This is a genomic window from Pseudomonas sp. CM27 (assembly GCF_013179515.1).
Taxonomy (GTDB): domain Bacteria; phylum Pseudomonadota; class Gammaproteobacteria; order Pseudomonadales; family Pseudomonadaceae; genus Aquipseudomonas.
Genome location: NZ_JABMCN010000009.1, coordinates 24545 through 43601, shown reverse-complemented (window position 1 = coordinate 43601; position 19057 = coordinate 24545). Strand labels below are relative to the sequence as shown.

The 19057-nt window shown below is 65.2% G+C and carries 13 protein-coding genes; 2 read left to right on the top strand and 11 right to left on the bottom strand.

Features of this window, described 5'->3' with window-relative positions:
* On the top strand, nt 1-3146 hold a 3146-nt coding region (locus HP547_RS02485), incomplete at its 5' end, for an NEL-type E3 ubiquitin ligase domain-containing protein (RefSeq protein WP_306139653.1).
* A gap of 3 nt (nt 3147-3149) precedes the next feature.
* Here the strand turns inward: HP547_RS02485 and HP547_RS02480 are convergent.
* Nucleotides 3150-5621, bottom strand: a complete 2472-nt coding sequence (locus tag HP547_RS02480) for a UvrD-helicase domain-containing protein (protein ID WP_172285413.1) — start codon at nt 5619-5621, stop codon at nt 3150-3152.
* A 220-nt stretch (nt 5622-5841) separates the two neighbouring features.
* On the opposite strand from HP547_RS02480, the gene HP547_RS02475 reads away from it, so the two are divergent.
* Nucleotides 5842-6540: a pirin family protein gene (locus HP547_RS02475; RefSeq protein ID WP_172285412.1), complete on the top strand. Its 699-nt coding sequence runs from the start codon at nt 5842-5844 to the stop codon at nt 6538-6540.
* 128 nt (nt 6541-6668) lie between these two features.
* On the opposite strand, the gene HP547_RS02470 is transcribed toward HP547_RS02475, so the two are convergent.
* The 10 genes from HP547_RS02470 to HP547_RS02425 all read right to left on the bottom strand — a co-directional run.
* Nucleotides 6669-7502, bottom strand: coding sequence for a helix-turn-helix transcriptional regulator (locus HP547_RS02470; RefSeq protein WP_256676238.1), 834 nt, complete (start codon nt 7500-7502; stop codon nt 6669-6671).
* A gap of 53 nt (nt 7503-7555) precedes the next feature.
* On the bottom strand, nt 7556-8968 hold the full coding sequence (locus HP547_RS02465) for an aminotransferase (RefSeq protein WP_172218820.1): 1413 nt from the start codon (nt 8966-8968) through the stop codon (nt 7556-7558).
* Nucleotides 8969-9002: 34 nt separating this feature from the next.
* Complete coding sequence (locus HP547_RS02460; protein ID WP_172285410.1) at nt 9003-10106, bottom strand: polyamine ABC transporter substrate-binding protein; 1104 nt, start codon at nt 10104-10106, stop codon at nt 9003-9005.
* 217 nt (nt 10107-10323) lie between these two features.
* Nucleotides 10324-11025, bottom strand: coding sequence for an NAD(P)H-dependent oxidoreductase (locus HP547_RS02455; protein WP_172285409.1), 702 nt, complete (start codon nt 11023-11025; stop codon nt 10324-10326).
* Between the two features lie 43 nt (nt 11026-11068).
* Nucleotides 11069-12481, bottom strand: coding sequence for an aldehyde dehydrogenase family protein (locus HP547_RS02450; RefSeq protein WP_172285408.1), 1413 nt, complete (start codon nt 12479-12481; stop codon nt 11069-11071).
* A complete protein-coding gene (locus HP547_RS02445) occupies nt 12474-13664 on the bottom strand; it encodes a pyridoxal phosphate-dependent aminotransferase (RefSeq protein WP_172285407.1) in 1191 nt (396 codons plus the stop codon). Before HP547_RS02445 ends, HP547_RS02450 begins: the two co-directional genes overlap by 8 nt.
* A 26-nt stretch (nt 13665-13690) precedes the next feature.
* Nucleotides 13691-14920, bottom strand: coding sequence for an alanine racemase (gene alr, locus HP547_RS02440; protein WP_172285406.1), 1230 nt, complete (start codon nt 14918-14920; stop codon nt 13691-13693).
* Nucleotides 14921-14954: 34 nt separating this feature from the next.
* Nucleotides 14955-16562 carry a 5-guanidino-2-oxopentanoate decarboxylase gene (locus HP547_RS02435; protein ID WP_172285405.1) on the bottom strand — a complete coding sequence of 536 codons (1608 nt, stop codon included), beginning with the start codon at nt 16560-16562 and terminating at the stop codon, nt 14955-14957.
* The gene (locus HP547_RS02430) at nt 16555-18672 is read right to left on the bottom strand and encodes an acetate--CoA ligase family protein (RefSeq protein ID WP_172285404.1); all 2118 of its coding nucleotides are present in this window, start codon (nt 18670-18672) and stop codon (nt 16555-16557) included. The genes HP547_RS02435 and HP547_RS02430 overlap by 8 nt, the downstream gene beginning before the upstream one ends.
* 18 nt (nt 18673-18690) lie before the next feature.
* A partial coding sequence (locus HP547_RS02425; protein ID WP_256676237.1) for an acyl-CoA dehydrogenase family protein occupies nt 18691-19057 on the bottom strand: 367 nt, incomplete at its 5' end.

The window sequence follows — 19057 nt, the reverse complement described above, 5'->3', positions numbered from 1 at the left end:
CTATCGGTGAGCACCCTCTGGATTGGGATCGGGCGGAGCTGCTTCGGCGTATCGGGCCCAACGCAGAAGCCCTGAGTGACCTCGAACTGGATAAGGCGCTACGTTGCACTGGTTTCGATGAAGCGCAGCTGCGTCACGCCCATATCAATGAAGACGGCGTGCCACCGCTGTTGGTCGACGCCATCGAGCGGCTGGTCATCGACCAGGAGGCGGGTAATCTGATCACCCGCATACGCCACGGATTATCAGTGCCAACAAACAAACAGTATGCGCTGAACAGCCTGGTCGAACTCCAGGGATGGCCCGCCGACCATGTGCTGAAAGTGTTCGATGGGCCGGAACCCTGGGGTAAATCGGTAACCTACGGCAAAGCCAGTCAGGCCTCGACCGTGGTGATAGAGGTGACCCGAAGCGACCTCGAACTCGGCAGGTTGAGCCAGACCGTGCTGCAACAGATGGACGATCAGGCCGCCAGCACGCTACTGCGCGGCAACTATCTGCCATTCTCCCGCGCCGGTGCTCTTGATGCGCAACTCGCCGAACACCTCGAGGCAAGGCGTGGTGCTTTGTTCCAGGCACTGTATCAAAGCAGGCAGCCCGCGCTGCAGGAAGCTGCACAGGCATTGCACCGTCAGTTTTCCAGCCTGCCGAACCAGATGTTGAACGCTATCGTCAGCCGGGCAAGCGCAGCAGAACGGACGCGTATGCTGGGTGGCCGCGTGCCGTTACGTATCGCCGAAGAAGCACGCAGGCACCAGGCCCACCTGCGCCTGGACCGCGCCATGCTGGGCATGTACCGCGAAGGCCTGGCCAATGCCGACAGCGAGCGCTTGACTGCAGCGCTGCAGGCAGAGAACCCTGGCGCCAGCCCAATGTCATTGCTGGAAACTGCACTCGCCGACCGTTCCCATGCCGGGCGACTGATTGGCCAGCAACCGGTACGCCCGGGCTATCGTTCGCCCTTGCGCCTTGCCGATGGCCGCTTGGGGTATCCCCTTAGCGGGCGGGGCAACTGGCGTGAATGGATCAGACGTGGCGGCAGGAGCAGCGAAGAGCGCCGCCTGCAAGAATTCTATCCCGCGCTGACCGGCGAACAGCGCCGCGCGTTGCTCGGCGAGTTACGCCAGCGTGGCAATGTCAGCGAACAACTTGGCCAGCTGCAACGCCAACGGCAAAGCCAGGAGCAGAACCTTCAGGAGTGGGCTGCAGCAGCCCACGGCGTGGAGCGTGAGAACCGCGAAGCCTTCGGCACGGTCATGCGCCATGCATCCCGGCGCGAAGGCGGCAACATGCTGATACTGGGCGGCCTTGCACTGCAAGACCTGCCCCAGCCGCTGGCAACGTTCGACCACATCCACACCCTGGTTATCGAGGACCTTGGGTTACGTTCACTCCCCTCCGGCTTTTTCGCGGCATTTCCACGATTGGAAAGCCTGCATGTGGCAGGCAACCCCAACCTGCCGGGCGATGCAGTCTTCACCGCGTTGCTGGGCGCGCCACGGTTACGGCGGCTGCTGGTGACCGGCAGCCCGCTGGGCGAACTGGGCGCGACCGCACATCAGGCACTGGGCAGGCTGACGCTGCTGAGCTCACTTTCCTTCAGGGGCACCCAACTGGCGATCACCGACGCCGACTTGCAGGTATTGACGCGCCTGCCCCTGCAAGAACTGAACCTCAGCGACAACAACATTACATTGGACGCTACAATGTCGGCCCGTTTCGACCAGATGCAGCATCTGCTCGGGCTGGACCTTTCCTACAACCCGCTCACGATTCCCCCGCGGCTGAGCAACCTGCATCGTCTGCGCACCCTCACGCTGACCGAGTGCAACCTGAGTGCCTGGCCCGCTGACCTCACTGCACTCATGAACCGTGACGACTACGCCTTGCGCGCCCTTGAACTCAGCAACAACAATATCCATGACCTGCCTGAGCTGCCCCAGATCCTCGACAGCGCCTACACCCAAAACCTGCTGACCCACCTGGATCACGAATGGGGTTTCCACTTCAACGACCTGGTACCTGAAACAGCGCACCCGTTGCAAACCAGCGGTGTAGCGGTGCTGGAGCACAGTGCTTTCGCTGCGCCCGACGATGCTGTGAACTGGCTTGCCGGTGCATCCGCGGCGCAGCAGGCATTGTGGGATGGCCTGTTCGAAAACGGTGCCAACCCGTCGCTACGTGAGGTGATCGCACGTGTCGGGATCTCTGCCCAAGCCCAGCACAACCCGCAAGTGCTGACAGCTCAGGTATGGCAGCTGCTGCAAGCGGCCGGCGAGGATCACGCGCTACTCGAACGCTTGAACGAGCGTGCCGGGGACTTTCCTGCCACCTGTGGCGACGCCGGCGCTGACGGGTTCAGCGCCTTGCAGGTCGAGGTGCTGGTCCACGAGGAAATTCAGCAAACAGAGATCCAGGGGCCACGCCTGTTCCAGTTCTATCGCCAGCTATTCCGTCGCGATCAAGTCAATGCCCTGGCAGCACGTATCTACCTTGCGCGCCTGGAGCAGGCCAACGCAATTTCCCAGTGGGAAAGCGCACCTGTGGCAACAAGGCCAGCAGTTCGTCCCGAGTTCATTCCGGACCCGCTGGACGACTTCACCCATGATCAACTGCAGCAGGGCGGCCTGGACGACATCGAGATCCGCCTGGCGTTGCGCCAGGCACTCGCGCAACGCCTCGAGTTTCCAGAGCCCAGCCAGGACATGCTGTACTTCACGCACGCACAAATCTCCGACGCCACAGTCGACAATGTCGAAGCGGCAGTGGAAGCGCTGGACGACGACGCAGCCGCACGCCGAACCTGGATAGGCGCGCAGCCAGGCTGGCGACGCTTCATCAGGCAGCGCTTCAGCCAACGCTTCGCCTCGCTGGATGAGCCGTGGTACCGGGGCATGGACTATCTGCAGTACTGCCTCGATCCTGAAAGCGAAGCGGTAACGACGTTGGATGAGCCGGTACTCGCGGTGCTCAACAGCGTGCTCCCCGAGGCCATGCCGGACGAAACCGGCAGCCTGCCACGCGTGGACCTTGACAGCCGTCGATACAAGGCTGCGCTCGACAAGCTGGTCGACGGCCGCCAGGCGGAGGAAGACGCTCTGTACCAGCGCCTGACGGCCCAGCAGGACCCTAACGACCGGGACTGAGCCTCACTGGCCGCGCAAGTCTTCGAAGAAGGCCTGCCGGCCATCCACCTGGCTCGACGCACGAGGTGCGGCGGCCGCCTCGCCGTTGCCAGCCTCGACGTGCCAGTAGCACTGCCTGACCGCCCGCGTCACCGCCACATAGGCCAGGCGCTGCACCTCGTCCTTCTGCGCCGTGTCGAACGGCTGCGCATCTCCAGGCTTGCCCAGCCCGGCCTGGCGGTACACCTGGTTCTTGTAGGGCGAGCTGGTCAGGTACTGGCAGTCGCCCAGCATGAACACCGCATCGGCCTGCAACCCCTTGGCGCTGTGGTAAGTCAGTTGACGCAGTCGGCGCTGTTCGACCGGCAATGCCGCCTCGGCATTCAACACTCCTTGCAGGTGATCGTTCATCAGCGCCCTGTCGCTGCCCTTGCGGTACAGCATCATCACTGTCTCGCCACGCTGGTAATGCTCCAGCAGTGTTTCACCCAGGGCGGCCTCGTCACGGTCGAACACCTTCACCGGCGAGCCTGGCAGTTCTGCCGCCGGGCCACTGGCCCGGGCTTTCTTGCCGGTGATCGCCGGCGTGCCCTTGACCAGATGCTCGGCCGCATCAATCACTTGCTGCTGGCAACGGTAGTTCTCGACCATCATCACCCGCGTGTTGGCCGGTGACGGGAACGCCTTGGTGAACTCCATGAAGTACTTGGGCGAACTGCCGCGCCAGCCATAGATCGACTGCCAGTCGTCGCCCACGCACAGCAGCGACGAATGCTGGGCATGTCGACCGGTGTGCATCGCCGGGCCACGCCGACGGATTTCGGCGAGGCTGGCGCGCAGCCAGCTGACGATCTGCGGCGAGACGTCCTGAAACTCGTCGATCATCAGGTGCGCGAGCGGGCGCAGCAACGGGTCGGGAAGCAGGTGCAGGTTTTCCGGGTTGTTCTCGCCGAACAGGGCGAACATGCGGTTGTAGCTCATCACCGGCGGCGACTGGTCCAGCAGGTGCCCTTCCAGCGCTTTCCAGTACAAGGCCAGGGCTTCGAAGAACAGCGCATCGCTGTCGCCGGACGGAAAGCTCATTGCCGCCACGGCTGTGTTCACGTCCAGGCCGAGGTTTTCGATGAAGTTGGCCGCGCCGACAAATGCATCGAGCAGTGGCGCAGGGGCCAGCTCGCCCTTGACCTTGTACTCGAAGCCAGGGCCTGCCACGGCATCGCCAGCCAGGGAAGCTGCCAGGCGCCGGGCCATGGCGTAGTTGTCGAGCCAGATCAGCGGCCGGTCGCAGAACGCCTGCAGCAAGGTGCGCTTGACGGCCCATTCGGCGCGCACCGCAAGCTTGGCGCCAGGGCGCTGGTACTGCGCGCTCTCCGCCGGGTCGAAGCCCAGCACCACCAGGGGCCCGTCCCCGGCCAGCCGGCCATGCACATGGAAGCGGCTGCCACGGATCTCGACCGTTTCGCGGCTGGGCTCGATGCCCTTGATCGGCCAGGCGCCAGCGGCAAACCACAGGTCTTCGATGACGTCGCACAGTTCTTCGTCGCGCTGGGCAGCCAACTGGGTCACCTGCGCGCGCTTCTGCACGTCGGGGTTGTTGGGGTCCAGCGGCTTGAGCTGCAATGCCTCGCCGCGCAACAGGCCGACCAGCTCGGCGAAGCGCGGGCTTTCGCCCAGCAGGCTGCTGTAGCACTGGTTGAGCTGCTGGCGCTGGGCATCGTTCAGGCGCAGGTCGAACGGGTTGCTGTCGGCCTCGGCTTCGCGCCCGGCAGGCATCTCGTTGCCCAGCGTCTCGAACGCCCGCACCTGGCCAAAGCCAGGCAGGCTGCGCACCAGCGGCAGGATGCGCGAATGGAAGGTGCGCACCAGCTCGCGGGCCTGTACCGGCTGTACGTTGATCTGCCACAGGGCGAACACCTGCAACAGGCGCTTGATGAAGTCCTTGCGCGACTCGCGGGTGAAGGTGACCACGGTCATCGCATCCAGCTCGTAGCCCAGGTAATGGCGTAACAGCAGGATGCGCAATACCAGCGAAGTCGACTTGCCGGCCCCGGCGCCGGCCACCACGCAGGTGGACGGCGTGTCGCTGAAAATCAGCTTCCATTGCGCCGCACTGGGTTGCGCCTCGGCCGGCAGGCGCTGGGCGACATCAGCCTTGAAGCGCTTCTTCAGTTCGGCAGTCAACGGCAGGCGCCAGTCGTCGAAGAGGTTGTCGTCCTGGCCGGGTACCGCGGCGACATCGGGGCGGGTATCGCGGATCACCAGCACCTGGCGCCCGGCTTCATAACCCTCCAGGCGCCCGCGCTCGAAGCCTTCGTGCACGCCATCGGCGTGGCCACTGCGCTGACCGGTGGCATGGCCCAGGAACCAGGAGTCGCGGTGCTGCGCCTGCAGGCGGGTCAGTCCACGTCCCAACAAGCGCGCGGCCAGGCGGCGAAGCCAGGGCAATTGGGCGGGAGGGGCAAGGTCGGCGGGGGCCAGGGGTTGCTCGTGGGCCACGGTCACTCCGTTGAAAAAACAAAATCAGCGGGCATGTTCGCCGCATCGGTCAAAAATCGCCAGCGAATGCTTGCAGATCAGTGGATTAGGCGATGAAGCGGATAAAACGCGCGGCAAAAACAATCGATAGATCTGATCATTTTCAGTCGATATTTACGCTTATTTTCGATGTTTATTTCACGCATCATGGCGTCATTCCACTGATTCAAGGAGCACGACCATGCTGCAACTGCGACCGTTCGAAAGCCTCGGCCACGCCAACCACGGCTGGCTCGATGCCCACCACCATTTCTCGTTTGCCGAGTACTACGACCCGGCGCGCATGCACTGGGGCAACCTGCGGGTGTGGAACGACGACCTGATTGCCGCCGGCAGCGGTTTCCCGCCGCACCCGCACCGCGACATGGAAATCATCACCTATGTGCGTGAAGGCGCGATCACTCACCAGGACAGCCTGGGCAACAAAGGCCGTACCGAAGCCGGTGACGTGCAGGTAATGAGCGCCGGTAGCGGCATCGTGCACAGCGAGTACAACCTGGAAGACATCGACACCCGCATTTTCCAGATCTGGATCGTGCCGGAGCGCACCGGTGATGCACCGATCTGGGGTAGCCGGCCGTTCCCCAAAGGCGAGCGAGGCGAAGGCTTCGTCACCCTGGCCAGCGGCCGTGCCGGTGACGAGGACAGCCTGCAGATTCGCACCGATGCGCGCCTGGTGGCCGCCACCTTGCGTGCCGGTGAAACCGCCGAGTATCGCTTCGATGCTGCACGCCGGGGTTACCTGGTGCCAGCCAAGGGGCTGGTGGAAATAAACGGGCTGCGGGCCAAGGCACGCGATGGTGTGGCGATCGAGCAGGAGGAGGTACTGCGGGTAACCGCCATCGAGGATAGCGAGATAGTGCTGGTGGATGTGGCTTGAGGTCTGCTCCACGCACTCGATGCAGGCGCGGGTTTGCCCGCGCATGCTGTGCCGCCCGTAACGGTCTGCTCACGGGTGAACGCGCTCCTACAGGGCCTGAGTTGTACCTGAAATGAACGTATCAGCCTCTAGGTTGCGAGGTGATCGCCGCGCAACCAGTCGATAAACCGCGCAAACAACTCCGACTGCGAGTTGATCTCCAGCTTCAGGTACAGGTTCTTGCGGTGCATGCGCACCGTCTCCGGCGAGATACCCAGTTGCAGCGCCGTGGACTTCACCGAGTGCCCGCGCAAGATCATGTGCGCCACCTCGCGCTCGCGGTCGGTCAGCACCTGGCAGCCGAAGCTGTCGAACGCGGCCTGCAGGCTGCCGCGCTCGACCGATGGGTTGCCGGCTGCCAGGTTATGCCGGGCATAGCGCCCCAGCAGCTCGCGTACCATCGGCTCAACCGCTCGCAGCAGGTCGATCTGCGCTGCACCGAGGGGTGTGCCGCTGCACCCCTGGAACAGGCTCAGCGATAATTTGCGCCCGGCACTGACGTCGACAATGTAGTAACTGTCTTCGCTGCAGCCGGTGCCCAGGTAATAGGCCTTGTAGTAGTCGCTGTCGAAAAAGTTGTCGGGGGCGATTTCCTGCAGGTGGTAGAAACCCTCGGCCAGGCCGCTTTGCACCGCCAGGCAGAACGGGTCGAGCAGGTAACCGGCGCTGAAGTAGCGCTCCAGCACGGCGGCGCGGTGCAGTTCGGGGATGCCTTGCTGGTACAGCAACTGCGGCGCCCGCCCCTGGCATTCCAGGCTGATCATCATCGACTCGACCTGCACCAGCTGGCCGATGGCCGCAGCCACATGCGCCAGCGCATCGGGCGTTTCGCTGTGTGCCAGCGCGCGCTGCAATGCCGCATGCCATTGCTGCAGCGCGCCCAGGGTGAGGGTAAGCGGGGTGTCGGGGGTGGCCTGGGTCATGCCCGGCAGTCTAGCCTGCCAGGCACGCCCGCGCACAGCCCTGTGCGCCAGGTTCATCGGCCCTTGTACAGGCCAAGCGCGGTGAGTTCGCGCGCGGTTTCGATGATGCACTGGCGCAGGGTGTCGACGATCTCGTCCACCTGCGCATGGGTGATGATCAACGGCGGCGACATCACGTTCAGGTGCATGATCGGGCGCACCAGCAGTCCTCTGGCCTGGGCCTTGCTGTGAATGCGTTCGCCGATGTTCACATCATCGGCGAACAGCGCCTTGCTGGCCTTGTCGGCGACGAATTCGACGCAGGCCATCAGCTTCATGCAGCGCACATCGCCCACCAGCGGCAGCTCGCGCAGGCTCTGCAGGCGTTGTTCGAGGTATCCGCCAACATCCTTGACGTGATCGAGCAATTGCTCGCGCTCGATGATCTCGATGTTTTTCAGCGCCGCCGTGCAGCACACCGGGTGGCCACTGTAGGTGAAACCATGCGTGAAGCAGCGACCCTTGCCCGGTTCGGCGATCACCTGCCAGATCCGCGCAGAGAAAATGCACGCGCCCAGCGGCAGGTAAGCGGAGGTCAGGCCCTTGGCGGTGGTGATGATGTCGGGGGTGACGCCGAACAGTTCCTCGCTGGCGAAAAACGTGCCCAGGCGCCCGAACGAGGTCACCACCTCGTCGGCGACAAACAGGATGTCGTAGGTCTGGCACAGCTGCCACATGCGCAGGAAGTAGCCCTGGGGCGGAATGATCACCCCGCCCGAGCCCATGATCGGTTCGGCGAAGAACGCTGCCACGTTATCGGCGCCCAGCGACAGGATCTTGTCCTCGAACTCGGCCACCAGAAAGTCGAGAAACTCGGCCTCGTCCATGTCGTGCGGGGCGCGGTACGGGTTGGGGTTGGAGACGTGGTGGATCAGGTCGTGATGATAGTCGAATTCCGCCACCCGGTCGGCGGCCTTGTTGCCGATCGACATGGTCAGGGTGGTGGAGCCGTGGTAGGCGTTGTAGCGGGCGATGATGTGCTTCTTGTGCGGTTTGCCGCGGCAGTTCTGGTAGTACTGGATCAGCCGGTAGGCGGTGTCGACCGCGGTCGAGCCGCCGGTGGTGAGGAACACATGGTCAAGGTCACCGGGGGCCAGCTGGGCAAGTTTCTGGCACAGCTCGATGGCGACGTCGTTGGCCATGTCCGAGAACGGGTTGGCATAGGCCAGCTGACGCACCTGGTCGGCGATGGCCAGGGCCATTTCCTCGCGACCCAGGCCGATGTTGGTGCACCACATGCCGCCCACGGCATCAAGGAAGCGGTTGCCGTGGGCGTCGCGGATGTAGGCGCCCTCGCCAGCAACGATGTTCAGCGCGCCTTGTTCGCGGTGCTCGTCGAACACGTGGTAGCCGTGCATGTAGTGGGCCTTGTCGGCTTCCACCAGCGGGTCGTGGGCAATGTTCAATGCTTTGCTTGGGGTGGCCATGGGCAGCTCCTTGGCGGGAATCGTTGGGCAGTGTTCAGAAACCGGTCTTGACCGTGCTCCAGACCCGGGTGATGGCACGCATGTCCTTGGGGCTCTGGGTTTTCTGTGCGAACAGCCGCTCGCGAGTGGGTGCGTCGGGGTAGATGGCCGGGTCCTGGCGGATCTCGTCACGCACCAGCGCGGTGGCGGCGGCGTTGCTGTTGGCGTAGTGGATGTAGTCGGTGACCTTGGCCATGGTCTGCGGTTGCAGCAGGAATTCGATGAAACGGTGGGCGTTGGCCGCGTGGGGTGCATCCTTGGGGATGTACAGGTTGTCGAACCAGATCAGCGAGCCTTCCTGGGGGATGAAGAACGACAGCTTGATATCCTTCTTCGCTTCCACGGCGCGGGCCTGGGCGGTGGCATAGTCGCCGGACCAGGTCAGCGCCAGGCAGACGTCGCCATTGGGCAGGCTGGTGAGGTAGTTGACCGAGTCGAACTTGCGAATGTATGGGCGGATGCCCAGCAGCAGCTTTTCGGCTGCCTTGAGGTCTGCCGGCGAGGCGCTGCGCGGATCCTTGCCGAGGTATTGCAGGGCCAGCGGGATGACTTCGGTGGGCGCATCCATCAAGGTGACGCCGCAGTCGGCAAAGCGTGAAACGATCTTGGGATCGAACAGCATGGCCAGCGAGCCGATGGGGGCATCGGGCATGCGTGCGGTGATCTTGTCGACGTTGTAGGTCACCCCCGAACTGCCCCAGGTGTAGGGCGCCGAGTATTTCAGGCCAGGGTCGTAGCCTTGCAGGTTGCTTACCACCTGCTCATCCAGGTTGTGCCAGCTGGGCAGTTGCTGCTTGTCCAGTGCCTGGAATACGCCAGCGCTGATCAGCGGTGGCACCAGCGAGGCGTTGAGCATGACCAGGTCATAGCCGGAGCGGCCGGTAAGCAGTTTGGTCTGCACCGTTTCGTAGCCGTCGAAGGTGTCGTAGATAACCTTGATGCCGGTGGCCTTCTCGAAGTCGGCCAGGGTGGTTTCGCCGATGTAGTCGGTCCAGTTGTACAGCCGCAGCGTATTACCGTTGTCCACCTCTGCCGCCTGGGCCAGGCTGGCGCCAGACACCAGCAGCAGACCGCCAATCACCTTCAGTACCTTGCGCATGGCAACTCCATCGTGTGAGTGCTCCGGATCGAGCCGATGGGTGCACTATCGAGGGATTTGCCGCAGCGGGACATACCCCGAATGTGTGGGTGGTCGTTTTCTGGCAGGTGAATTTTGGATCAAGGCCACTGGCCCTATCGCCGGCAAGCCAGCTCCTACAGGGCCTGCATAGGGCTTGTGGGAGCTGGCTTGCCGGCGATAGGGCCAGAGCAGGAAATCACACCAGTGGGTAAAGCGCCTCGTCGAACTGCGCCAGCCGCGGAAACACCAGCGGCTGGTCGTCCGACAGCTGCTCCAGACGCTGCCGGTACTGCTGCAAAAAGCCCTGCCGCGCTTGCTCGCTGATGTACGGCACATGCCAGGCCACGAACGGCGGCAGCACATCGAAGCCGACATAGGCCAGCGTGCCGCGCAATATCGGCCGCAGCATGTCTTCCAACGGCCCGTGGATCGCCCCTTCGCCAAACATGTGCTCACGGCCGCCCAGGGTCACGCTCACCAGCGCCTTCTTGCCCGCCAGGCCGCCCTGGTCGTAGAAGCGCTTGCCGCCGTAACACACCCCCGACACCAGCACCCGGTCGATCCAGCCCTTGAGCATGGCCGGTGCCGAGAACCAGAAAATCGGGAAATTCAGCACCAGCAGATCCGCCCACAACAGCTTGTCCAACTCCTGCTGGATATCCTCGGCAATGGCGCCGCGCTTCACGCCCTGGCGCTGCTCCAGCGCATACACCAGGTATTCGGGGTTCTCGCGCTGGGTAAAGTCATCAGCGCTGGCCACCGGGTTCCAGCCCATGGCGTACAGGTCGCTGACCTGCACCTGATGGCCCTGGGCGCGGAAGGTATCCACGGCCTGGTCACGCAGGGCAGCGGTGAACGATTGCGGCTCGGGGTGAGCGTGGACGATCAGTACATTCACAAATATTCTCCTTACACGAAACAGGGTGTCTTGCAGCTGCGGTTCAGCACTGCACCGCCTTGACCTCGACAAACTCCGCCAGGCCTTCCTCGCCCCACTCACGGCCGTTGCCCGATTGCTTGTAGCCACCGAACGGCGCCTGGTAGTTGAACCCGCCACCGTTGATGAAGCACTGCCCGGCCCGGATCTGCCGGGCCAGAGCCAGTCCGTGCTCGCGGCTGCCGGCCCACACGGCGCTGGACAAGCCGAACGGCGAGTCATTGGCCAAGGCCAGCGCCTGGCGCTCGTCGGCATAGGGAATGAGGCACAGCACCGGGCCGAAGATTTCCTCTTGGGCGATGCGCATACGGTTGTCGACATCGGCGAACAACGTCGGTGCCACGTAGAACCCGCGCTCGAACCCGGCGCTGGCACCACCGCACAGCAAGCGTGCGCCCTCCTCCTGGCCCAGGCGGATATAGTCGAGCACCGTGCGCCGCTGGCCGGCGGAGCACATCGGCCCGAGAAAGCTGGCCGGGTCACGCGGGTCGCCCATCAGCAGCGCGCGAGTCTCGGCCTCGGCGATTTCCAGCGCTTCTGCATAGCGGCTGACCGGCAGCAGCATGCGCGTCAGGGCGGTGCAGGTCTGCCCCGAGTTGATCATCACGTCCTGCACCCCATGGCGCACCGCAGCGTGCAGGTCCGCATCGGCGGTAATCAGAAACGGCGACTTGCCGCCCAGCTCCAGGCACACCCGTTTAACCGACGGCGCGGCCGCCTGGGCCACCCGCACCCCGGCGCCGGTGGACCCGGTGAACGACACCATGTCCACCTGCGGGTGCCGGGCCAGCGCCTCGCCGACCTTGGCCCCCGGGCCGCTGACCAGGTTGAACACCCCGGCCGGCAGGCCGATGGCCTCGACCATCTCGGCCAGCACAAACGCATGCAGCGGTGTCTCCTGGCTGGGCTTGACCACCACCGTGCAACCGGCAGCCAAGGCCGGCGCCAGCTTGCCGATCAGCTGGTGCAGCGGGTAGTTCCACGGGTTGATGAACGCGCACACGCCAACCGCCTCGCGGTACACCAGCGAGTTGCCGACTTCGCGCACTTTATCCATCAGCCCGGCCAGCTCGGCGTATTGTTCCAGGCCGGCGATCGGCCCCTCCACCTGCACCGCCTGGCACCACTGCACCGGCATGCCCAGTTCGTCGGTGATGACCGCAGCCATTTCCGCCGCGCGGCTTTTCAGCTGCGCGACCAGCGCCCGGATGTAACCGGCACGCACACCGGAAGGCGTGCGCGACCAGCCATCAAAAGCCCGCCGCGCTGCCGCCACTGCCCGCTCGACATCCGCCTCGGTGCCCAACGGTACCCGGCCGATGGCCTGTTCAGTGGCCGGGTCGATCACCTCGGCCATGCCCTGCCCGGCCGGTATTTGCCAGGCGCCATCGATGTACAGCCGCGCGTAGTCACGCATGGGCCTGCTCCTGCATCAGTTCGCGGGCACAGCGGGCGATGCGCTGGCAGGCGTCGGTCAGGGCCTCGGTGCCCAGTACCAGGCCCAGGCGTATATGCCCGGCGGCGCTCGGGCCGAAGGCCTCGCCAGCGAGTACCGACACTCCCTGGCTGCCCAGCAGGCGGTCGGCGAAGGCCTGCGCGCTGAGCCCGGTTTCGCGGATATCGACCATCACGAACATGCCGCCATCGGGTTTCAGGGCTTTGATTCCCGGGCAGCCAGCCAACTGCTCGCAGACCAGATCACGGCGCTGCCGATAGGCCTCGCGCATGGCGTCCAGCTCAGGCAGTTGCTGTTCCAGCGCCACCACGGCGGCGTCCTGGATAAAGTCCGGCGAGCCGTACAGCATGCACAGGGCGAGGTTTTCCAGGTGCGTGGCCAGTTCGGCAGAACCCACCACCCAGCCCACCCGCCAGCCGGTCATGGCATGCGACTTCGACAGGCTGTTGAGCGTGGCGGTACGCTCGGCCATGCCTGGCAAGCTGCCGGAGCTGATGTGCTCGCCTTGATACAGCAGCTCGCTGTAGACCTCGTCGGAAATCAACCACAGGTCATGGGCAATACACAATTCGGCCAAAGCCTCCCAGGTCGCCCGGGGCAGGCTCGCGCCTGAGGGGTTGTGCGGGCTGTTCAGGGCCAGGGCGCGGGTACGCGGGGTAATGCGCTCGGCCACATCGCGCGGGCACACACGAAAGCCGTTCTCCGGCTTGACCGGCACCGGCACCACCGTGGCGCCGCAAGCGCCGAACACCGCCTCGTAGGTCACGTACATCGGTTCGGCGACGATCACTTCGTCGCCGGCTTCCAGCACACATTGGGCCACGCAGTACAACGCGCACTGCGCCCCCGCCAGCACCGTCACCTGGTCGGCATCGACGGCCTGGCCGCTGCGCTGCCGGTGGCGGTTGGCGATGGCCTGGCGCAGCGCCAGCTTGCCGCGTACATCGGCGTAGTGGGTATGGCCCGCGCGCAGGCTGTCGACGGCCGCCTCGACGATCGGCGCCGGAGTGTCGAAGTCCGGGTCCCCCACCGACAGCAGCAAGATGTCCTTGCCCTCGGCCTGCATGGCCAGGGCGCGGTAGTGGATGTCCCAGGCGGCAGCCCCGTCGCCGGCAATGCGTTGGGTAAGCTTGGCGTAGCGCATGGCAATCTCTCCCTTAAATGGCGGTTTCAGTCGACGAGGATCTTCGGGTTGGAACTGCCCCATACGGTGTACAGGTCGGCCAGCAGTGCGCCGTTGATTTCTTCCATCTCGGCCTGGGTAATTTCACCCCCGGCCTGCTTGCCGAACAGCACGGCTTCGTTGCCATCTTTCACGTCGGGGAAGTCGGTGACATCGACCATCAACGTGTTCATCGACACCTTCCCCACCACCGGCACCCGGTGGCCGTTGATCAGCACATGGCCTTTGTTGGTGAATGAACGGCGGTAGCCATCCGAGTAGCCGACGGTAATGTTGGCCAGGCGCGAATCGCGCGCCAGGGTCAGGGTGCGGTCGTAGCCGACGGTGTTGCCGGCCGGATAGCTGTGCACGGCGGCCACGTGCGATTTGAACTGCATCGCGCGCTTGTACTCGGTATGCGCCGGCACGGTATCGCCGAACAGGGCACCGCCGGTGCGGACCATGTCCAGGCGCGCTTCCGGCACCTCCAGGGTAGCGAACGAGTTGGCCGCGTGCAGGGTCAGCTGGCTGCGGTCGAGCCTGGCATGCTTGATCAGCCAGTCGGTCTGTTGGTTGAACGCCGCCAGGCCCTTGCGCACATCTTCCTTGTCTTCGACGGCAAAGTGGGTCATCAGCGCGACCAGTTTGAGGTGCTTCTGGTCGGTGATCTGCAGCGCCTCGCCACGCCCGGACCAGGTCGCCATCTCTACCTCGTTGCGGCTCATGCCGCTGGAGTTGAGCGCCATGTGGATACGCAGGATCTTGCCATGCCGCGCGGCGATCGCATCGGCCTGGCGGGCGAACTCGGCACTGCCGACCAGCTCTTCCATGTCGTACTGCAAGGCTTCTTCCAGCTCGCCGAGGCTGGCCAGGCGCACCCGCACCAGTTGCCCGGTGAAGCCGCTGGCGCGGACCACGCGGGCCTCCTCGTTGCTGGCCACGGCCACGCAGGGTACTCCCTGGGCGATGATCGACGGCATCACCAGGCCGATACCGTGGCCATAAGCATCGGCCTTGAGCACGGCACATAATCTGGACTTGCCGCCCAGCTCGGCCTGCAGGGTGCGGATGTTGTGTTGCAAGGCGCTGGCACTGACTTCGACCCAGGCGTTGCTGTTCTGCACGGTCATGGCGCTGGTGCCATTGTCCATTGATAGCGGCGGTGCAGCGTACAGCGGCGCCTGACCAGTGATCAGCAGGGCCAGGGAGGCGGCCAGAAGGGTACGGCGAAATGGCATGGTGTGTTCTCTTGTTATTGTCGTTGTGTGCGGCTTAGCAGACGCAGGTATGTTTGAGTTCGATCAAGGTCACCCCGGGGGTGGCAAAGCCACTGGCGAGGTCAGCCTGCAGGGCATCCAGGTCGCGTGGCTGGCGCACCGCACAGCCGAAGGCGCGGGCCAGGCCGATGAAGTCCGGGTTACGCGGCAGCACGCCGACCGGCTCGATGTCCAGGCCGAGCATGTCGTCGCGGATCTGGCCGAGGGCGTCGTTGTTCCACAGCAGCACGACCAGCGGGCGATCCAGCTCTTCCACGGCAGTAGCGAGTTCCTGAGCGGTGTAGAGGAAACCACCGTCGCCCACCAGCACCAGGCCTGGGCGGTGATCTGTGGCGAACATGCCACCAATGCCGGCCGGCAAGCCGTAGCCGAGGGTGCCGTAGCCGGTGGGGTGCAGCCAACTGCGCGGCGCCCGGCTGGCGAAGGCATAGTTGCCGGTGTAGGCCAGCTGCGTCATGTCGCTGCTGATGAACGCGTTGTCGGGTAGCACGGCAGCAATGCGGTCGAGAATCGCCTGGTGCGTGGCCTGCAACGGCGCATGCCCATTGCGGATGGCCTGGCGCAAGTTGGCCACTGCTGCGCTGGCCTGGGCCGGGTCACGGTCGAGGTCTGGCAGCTGCTCGAGCAAGCCGGCCAGGGTTTGCCGGGCATCGCCGTGCAGGGCCATGGCACAGGGGTAGAAGTCGTTGAACTTGCGCGGGTCGATATCCACGCGCAGCAGTTCGCCAGTGAGCGGCAGGCGTTCGCGCCAGAAGTCGGTGTCGGCCATTTCGGTGCCCACGGCCAGCACCACGTCGGCCTGGCTGATCAGCTGCCAACCGGGCTCCACGCACAGGCTCGACCCGGCATTCAGCGGCGCATCCACTGGCAGCAGGCCCTTGCCGGCGACGCTGGTGAACAGCGGCGCCGCCAGCCGGGTACTGAGTTGCTGCAACTGCTCGGCGGCTTGCAATGCACCACCGCCGGCGATGATCATCGGCCGCTTGGCGGCTGCCAGCTTGCGCGCGGCCTGGTCAAGCAGCTCGCGGCATGGCTGACCCCGCCCAGGGCGGCGCACGACCTCGGCGCTCCAGTCGCGGCTGACCGGCGCCGCCAGCACGTCCAGCGGCACCGAAATATGCACCGGGCGTGGCCGCTCGCTGTCGAAAACCGCCCAGGCACGGGCGATCAGCTCGGGCAGGTCGTCGCCGCGCAGCGCCACGGCAGAAAACGCCGTGATCGGCGCAGTCATGGCGCGCTGGTCCTGGGTTTCGTGCAGGCAGCCCCAGCCCTTGCCCAGGCTGGCGGTGTGGTTGACGCTGGAAACCACCAGCATCGGGATCGAGTCGGCATAAGCCTGGCCGATAGCGGTGGCGGCGTTGGTCACGCCAGGGCCGGTGATGACAAAACACACCCCCGGCTTGCCACTGACGCGGGCATAACCGTCGGCCATGAAACCGGCACCCTGCTCGTGGCGGGTCAGTACATGGCGGATGCCACTGCCGGGCAGGCCGCGGTACAGCTCCAGGGTGTGCACCCCGGGGATGCCGAACACCGTTTCGACGCCGTAGTTGGCCAGCAGGCGCACCAGCGCCTGGCCGGCGGTGAGGTTGTTGTCACTCATGTCGTTCTCCTTGCGCCTGGCCGAGGCGGATCAGCGCATCGACCGCGGTGGTGCCGTGGGCACCCACCATCAATGGGTTCACATCCAGTTCCAGCAGCTGCCCGGCGTTTTCGCAGGCGTAGTCGGCCACCGCACGGATGGCCGCCACCAGCCCATCGAGGTCGGCGGCCGAGCGGCCCCGAAAGCCTTGCAGCAGGCTGGCGCTGCGCAGGCTCAGCAGCGCCGCACGAATGGCGCTGTCGGTGGTGGGCAGCAACAGGTTGACACTGTCCTTGAGCAGTTCCACCAGCACGCCGCCGGCACCGATCACCAGGGCCAGGGCAAAGTCCGGCTCGCGCTTGATGCCGACGATCAACTCGGCCAGCGGCGGTGCGGCCATGGGTTCCAGTAATACCCGGTCGAACGCCACCTGCGGGGCGTAGGCGGCGATACGCTGGCGCATTTGCACCAGCGCGGCGTCGAGGGCGGCGGCATCGCGCAGGTTCAGGGCCACGGCACCGGCTTCGGTCTTGTGCGGCAACTGGGCGCTGACTGCCTTCAGTGCCAGCGGGTAACCCACGCGAGCCGCGTCTGCCACAGCGCGCTCGGGGGTGCTCAGCACCCCGGCTGGTACCGGCAGGCCGAACGCGCGCAAGGCTTGCTTGGATTGCCATTCATCCAGCAGCTGACTTTCGCCCGCAAGCGCTTGCGGGCACAGCGGCAGCCGTACGGCCTCGCCCTGCTCCAGCAAGCGCTGGCGGTTGCGCTGGTAGGCGACAATGCGGCCCCAGGCCGCCAAGCCATCCTCGACACCCTGCAATGCGGCGATACCCCGTGCATGCAGGCGCTGGCGGGCGCAGGCGGGCAACAGCTCGGGGAACGCCGAGGTGACGAAACCGACCTTGCCGTGGCGTTCCAGCGCATCGCAGTACAGCGCCAGCAGCAGGTCGCATTCCTTGCGTTCGCCGGTAAACGCCGCCGGGTAGTCCAGCACCAGCATGGCCGCGTCGGCCGCCCCGCTGAGAGTGCTGTCGAGCATGCGTTGCAGGGCCGCTGCATCGCCCCAGATGGCAGTGGTGAAGTCCAGCGGGTTGACCAGGTTGGCGTAGGCCGGCAGCACCTCGGCCAGTGCGCTGACCTGGGCGTGCTCCAGCTTGGGCAGGCTCAGCTGGTTGCGCTCGGCATAGTCGGCGATCAGGCCGGCATCACCACCCGAACAGGCCAGCGCGATCAGCTCGCCGTCGGCAGGCAAACGCCCGCAGGCGGCAGCCTTGAGGGTCTCGACAAAACTCACCGGGCCGCTCACGCGGATCACCCCCAGGCGCTGGAACAGGCTGTCGTACAGGGCATCGGAGCCGGACAGCGAGCTGGTATGGCTGAGCGCCAGTTCGGCGCCGATCTGCGACACCCCGGTCTTCAGGGCGATGATCGGCGTGCCCTGCAGCAACGCCTTGTGGGCGGCGCGGGCGAAACCCGGCACGTTCTTCAGGCCTTCCAGGTGCAGGCCGATGGCGGTCACACGGGGGTCATCGAGCAGCACGTCCATCAGCTCGGCCACGCCCAGCTGCGCCTGGTTGCCGACCGAGGCCATGTAGGCGACCGGCAGCGAGCGGTCGCTCATGGACAGGTTGTAGGCGAAGTTGCCGCTCTGGGTAAGGATCGCCACGCCCTTCTCCACCTGCTTGCCGCCATGGGCCACCGGCCACAGGGCGGCGCCGTGCAGGTAGTCAAGCAGGCCGTAGCAGTTGGGACCGAGCAAGGCCATGCTGCCAGCGGCATCGAGCAGGCGCTGCTGCAGCTGGCGGCCTTCTTCACCGCTTTCGGCAAAGCCCGAGGCATAGCAGATGGCGCCACCGGCCCCGCGTGCGGCCAGCTCGGCAACGCACTGCAGGGTCAGCTCACGGTTGGTGGCGATGAACACCGCGTCCGGGGCGCAGGGCAAGTCGGCCACCCGCGCCACGCAGGGGATGCCTTCCAGGCTGTCATGCTGCGGGTTGACCAGCCACAGCTCGCCGCCAAAGCCGCCTTCGGCGCAGCGCTTGAGCGCCCGCGCCATGCTGCGCCCGCCAACGAACGCCAGGTGCCGGGGCGCCAGCAAGCGCTTGAGGTTGTCACGAATCGATTGCGACATAAGGGTTCTCCAGGGCGATCAACGCAGCAGCGGGCGCAGCAGTTCGCGGGCGATGATGTGCCGCTGGATTTCCGATGTGCCCTCCCAGATCCGCTCGATGCGCGCATTGCGCCAGATGCGCTCCACGGGCCCTTCATCCATCAGGCCCATGCCGCCGAATATCTGCACGGCTTCATCGGCCACCTTGCCCAGCACTTCACTGGCAAACAGCTTGGCCATGCCGGCCTCGCCATCGGTCATGCTGCCCTGGTCCATCTTCCAGGCAGTGTGCAGGGTAAGCATTTCTGCGGCGCGGATCTGCGTGGCCATGTCGGCGAGCTTGAACGATACGCCCTGGTAGCTGCCGATCGGTTGGCCAAACTGCTTGCGGTCGGCTGCCCATTGC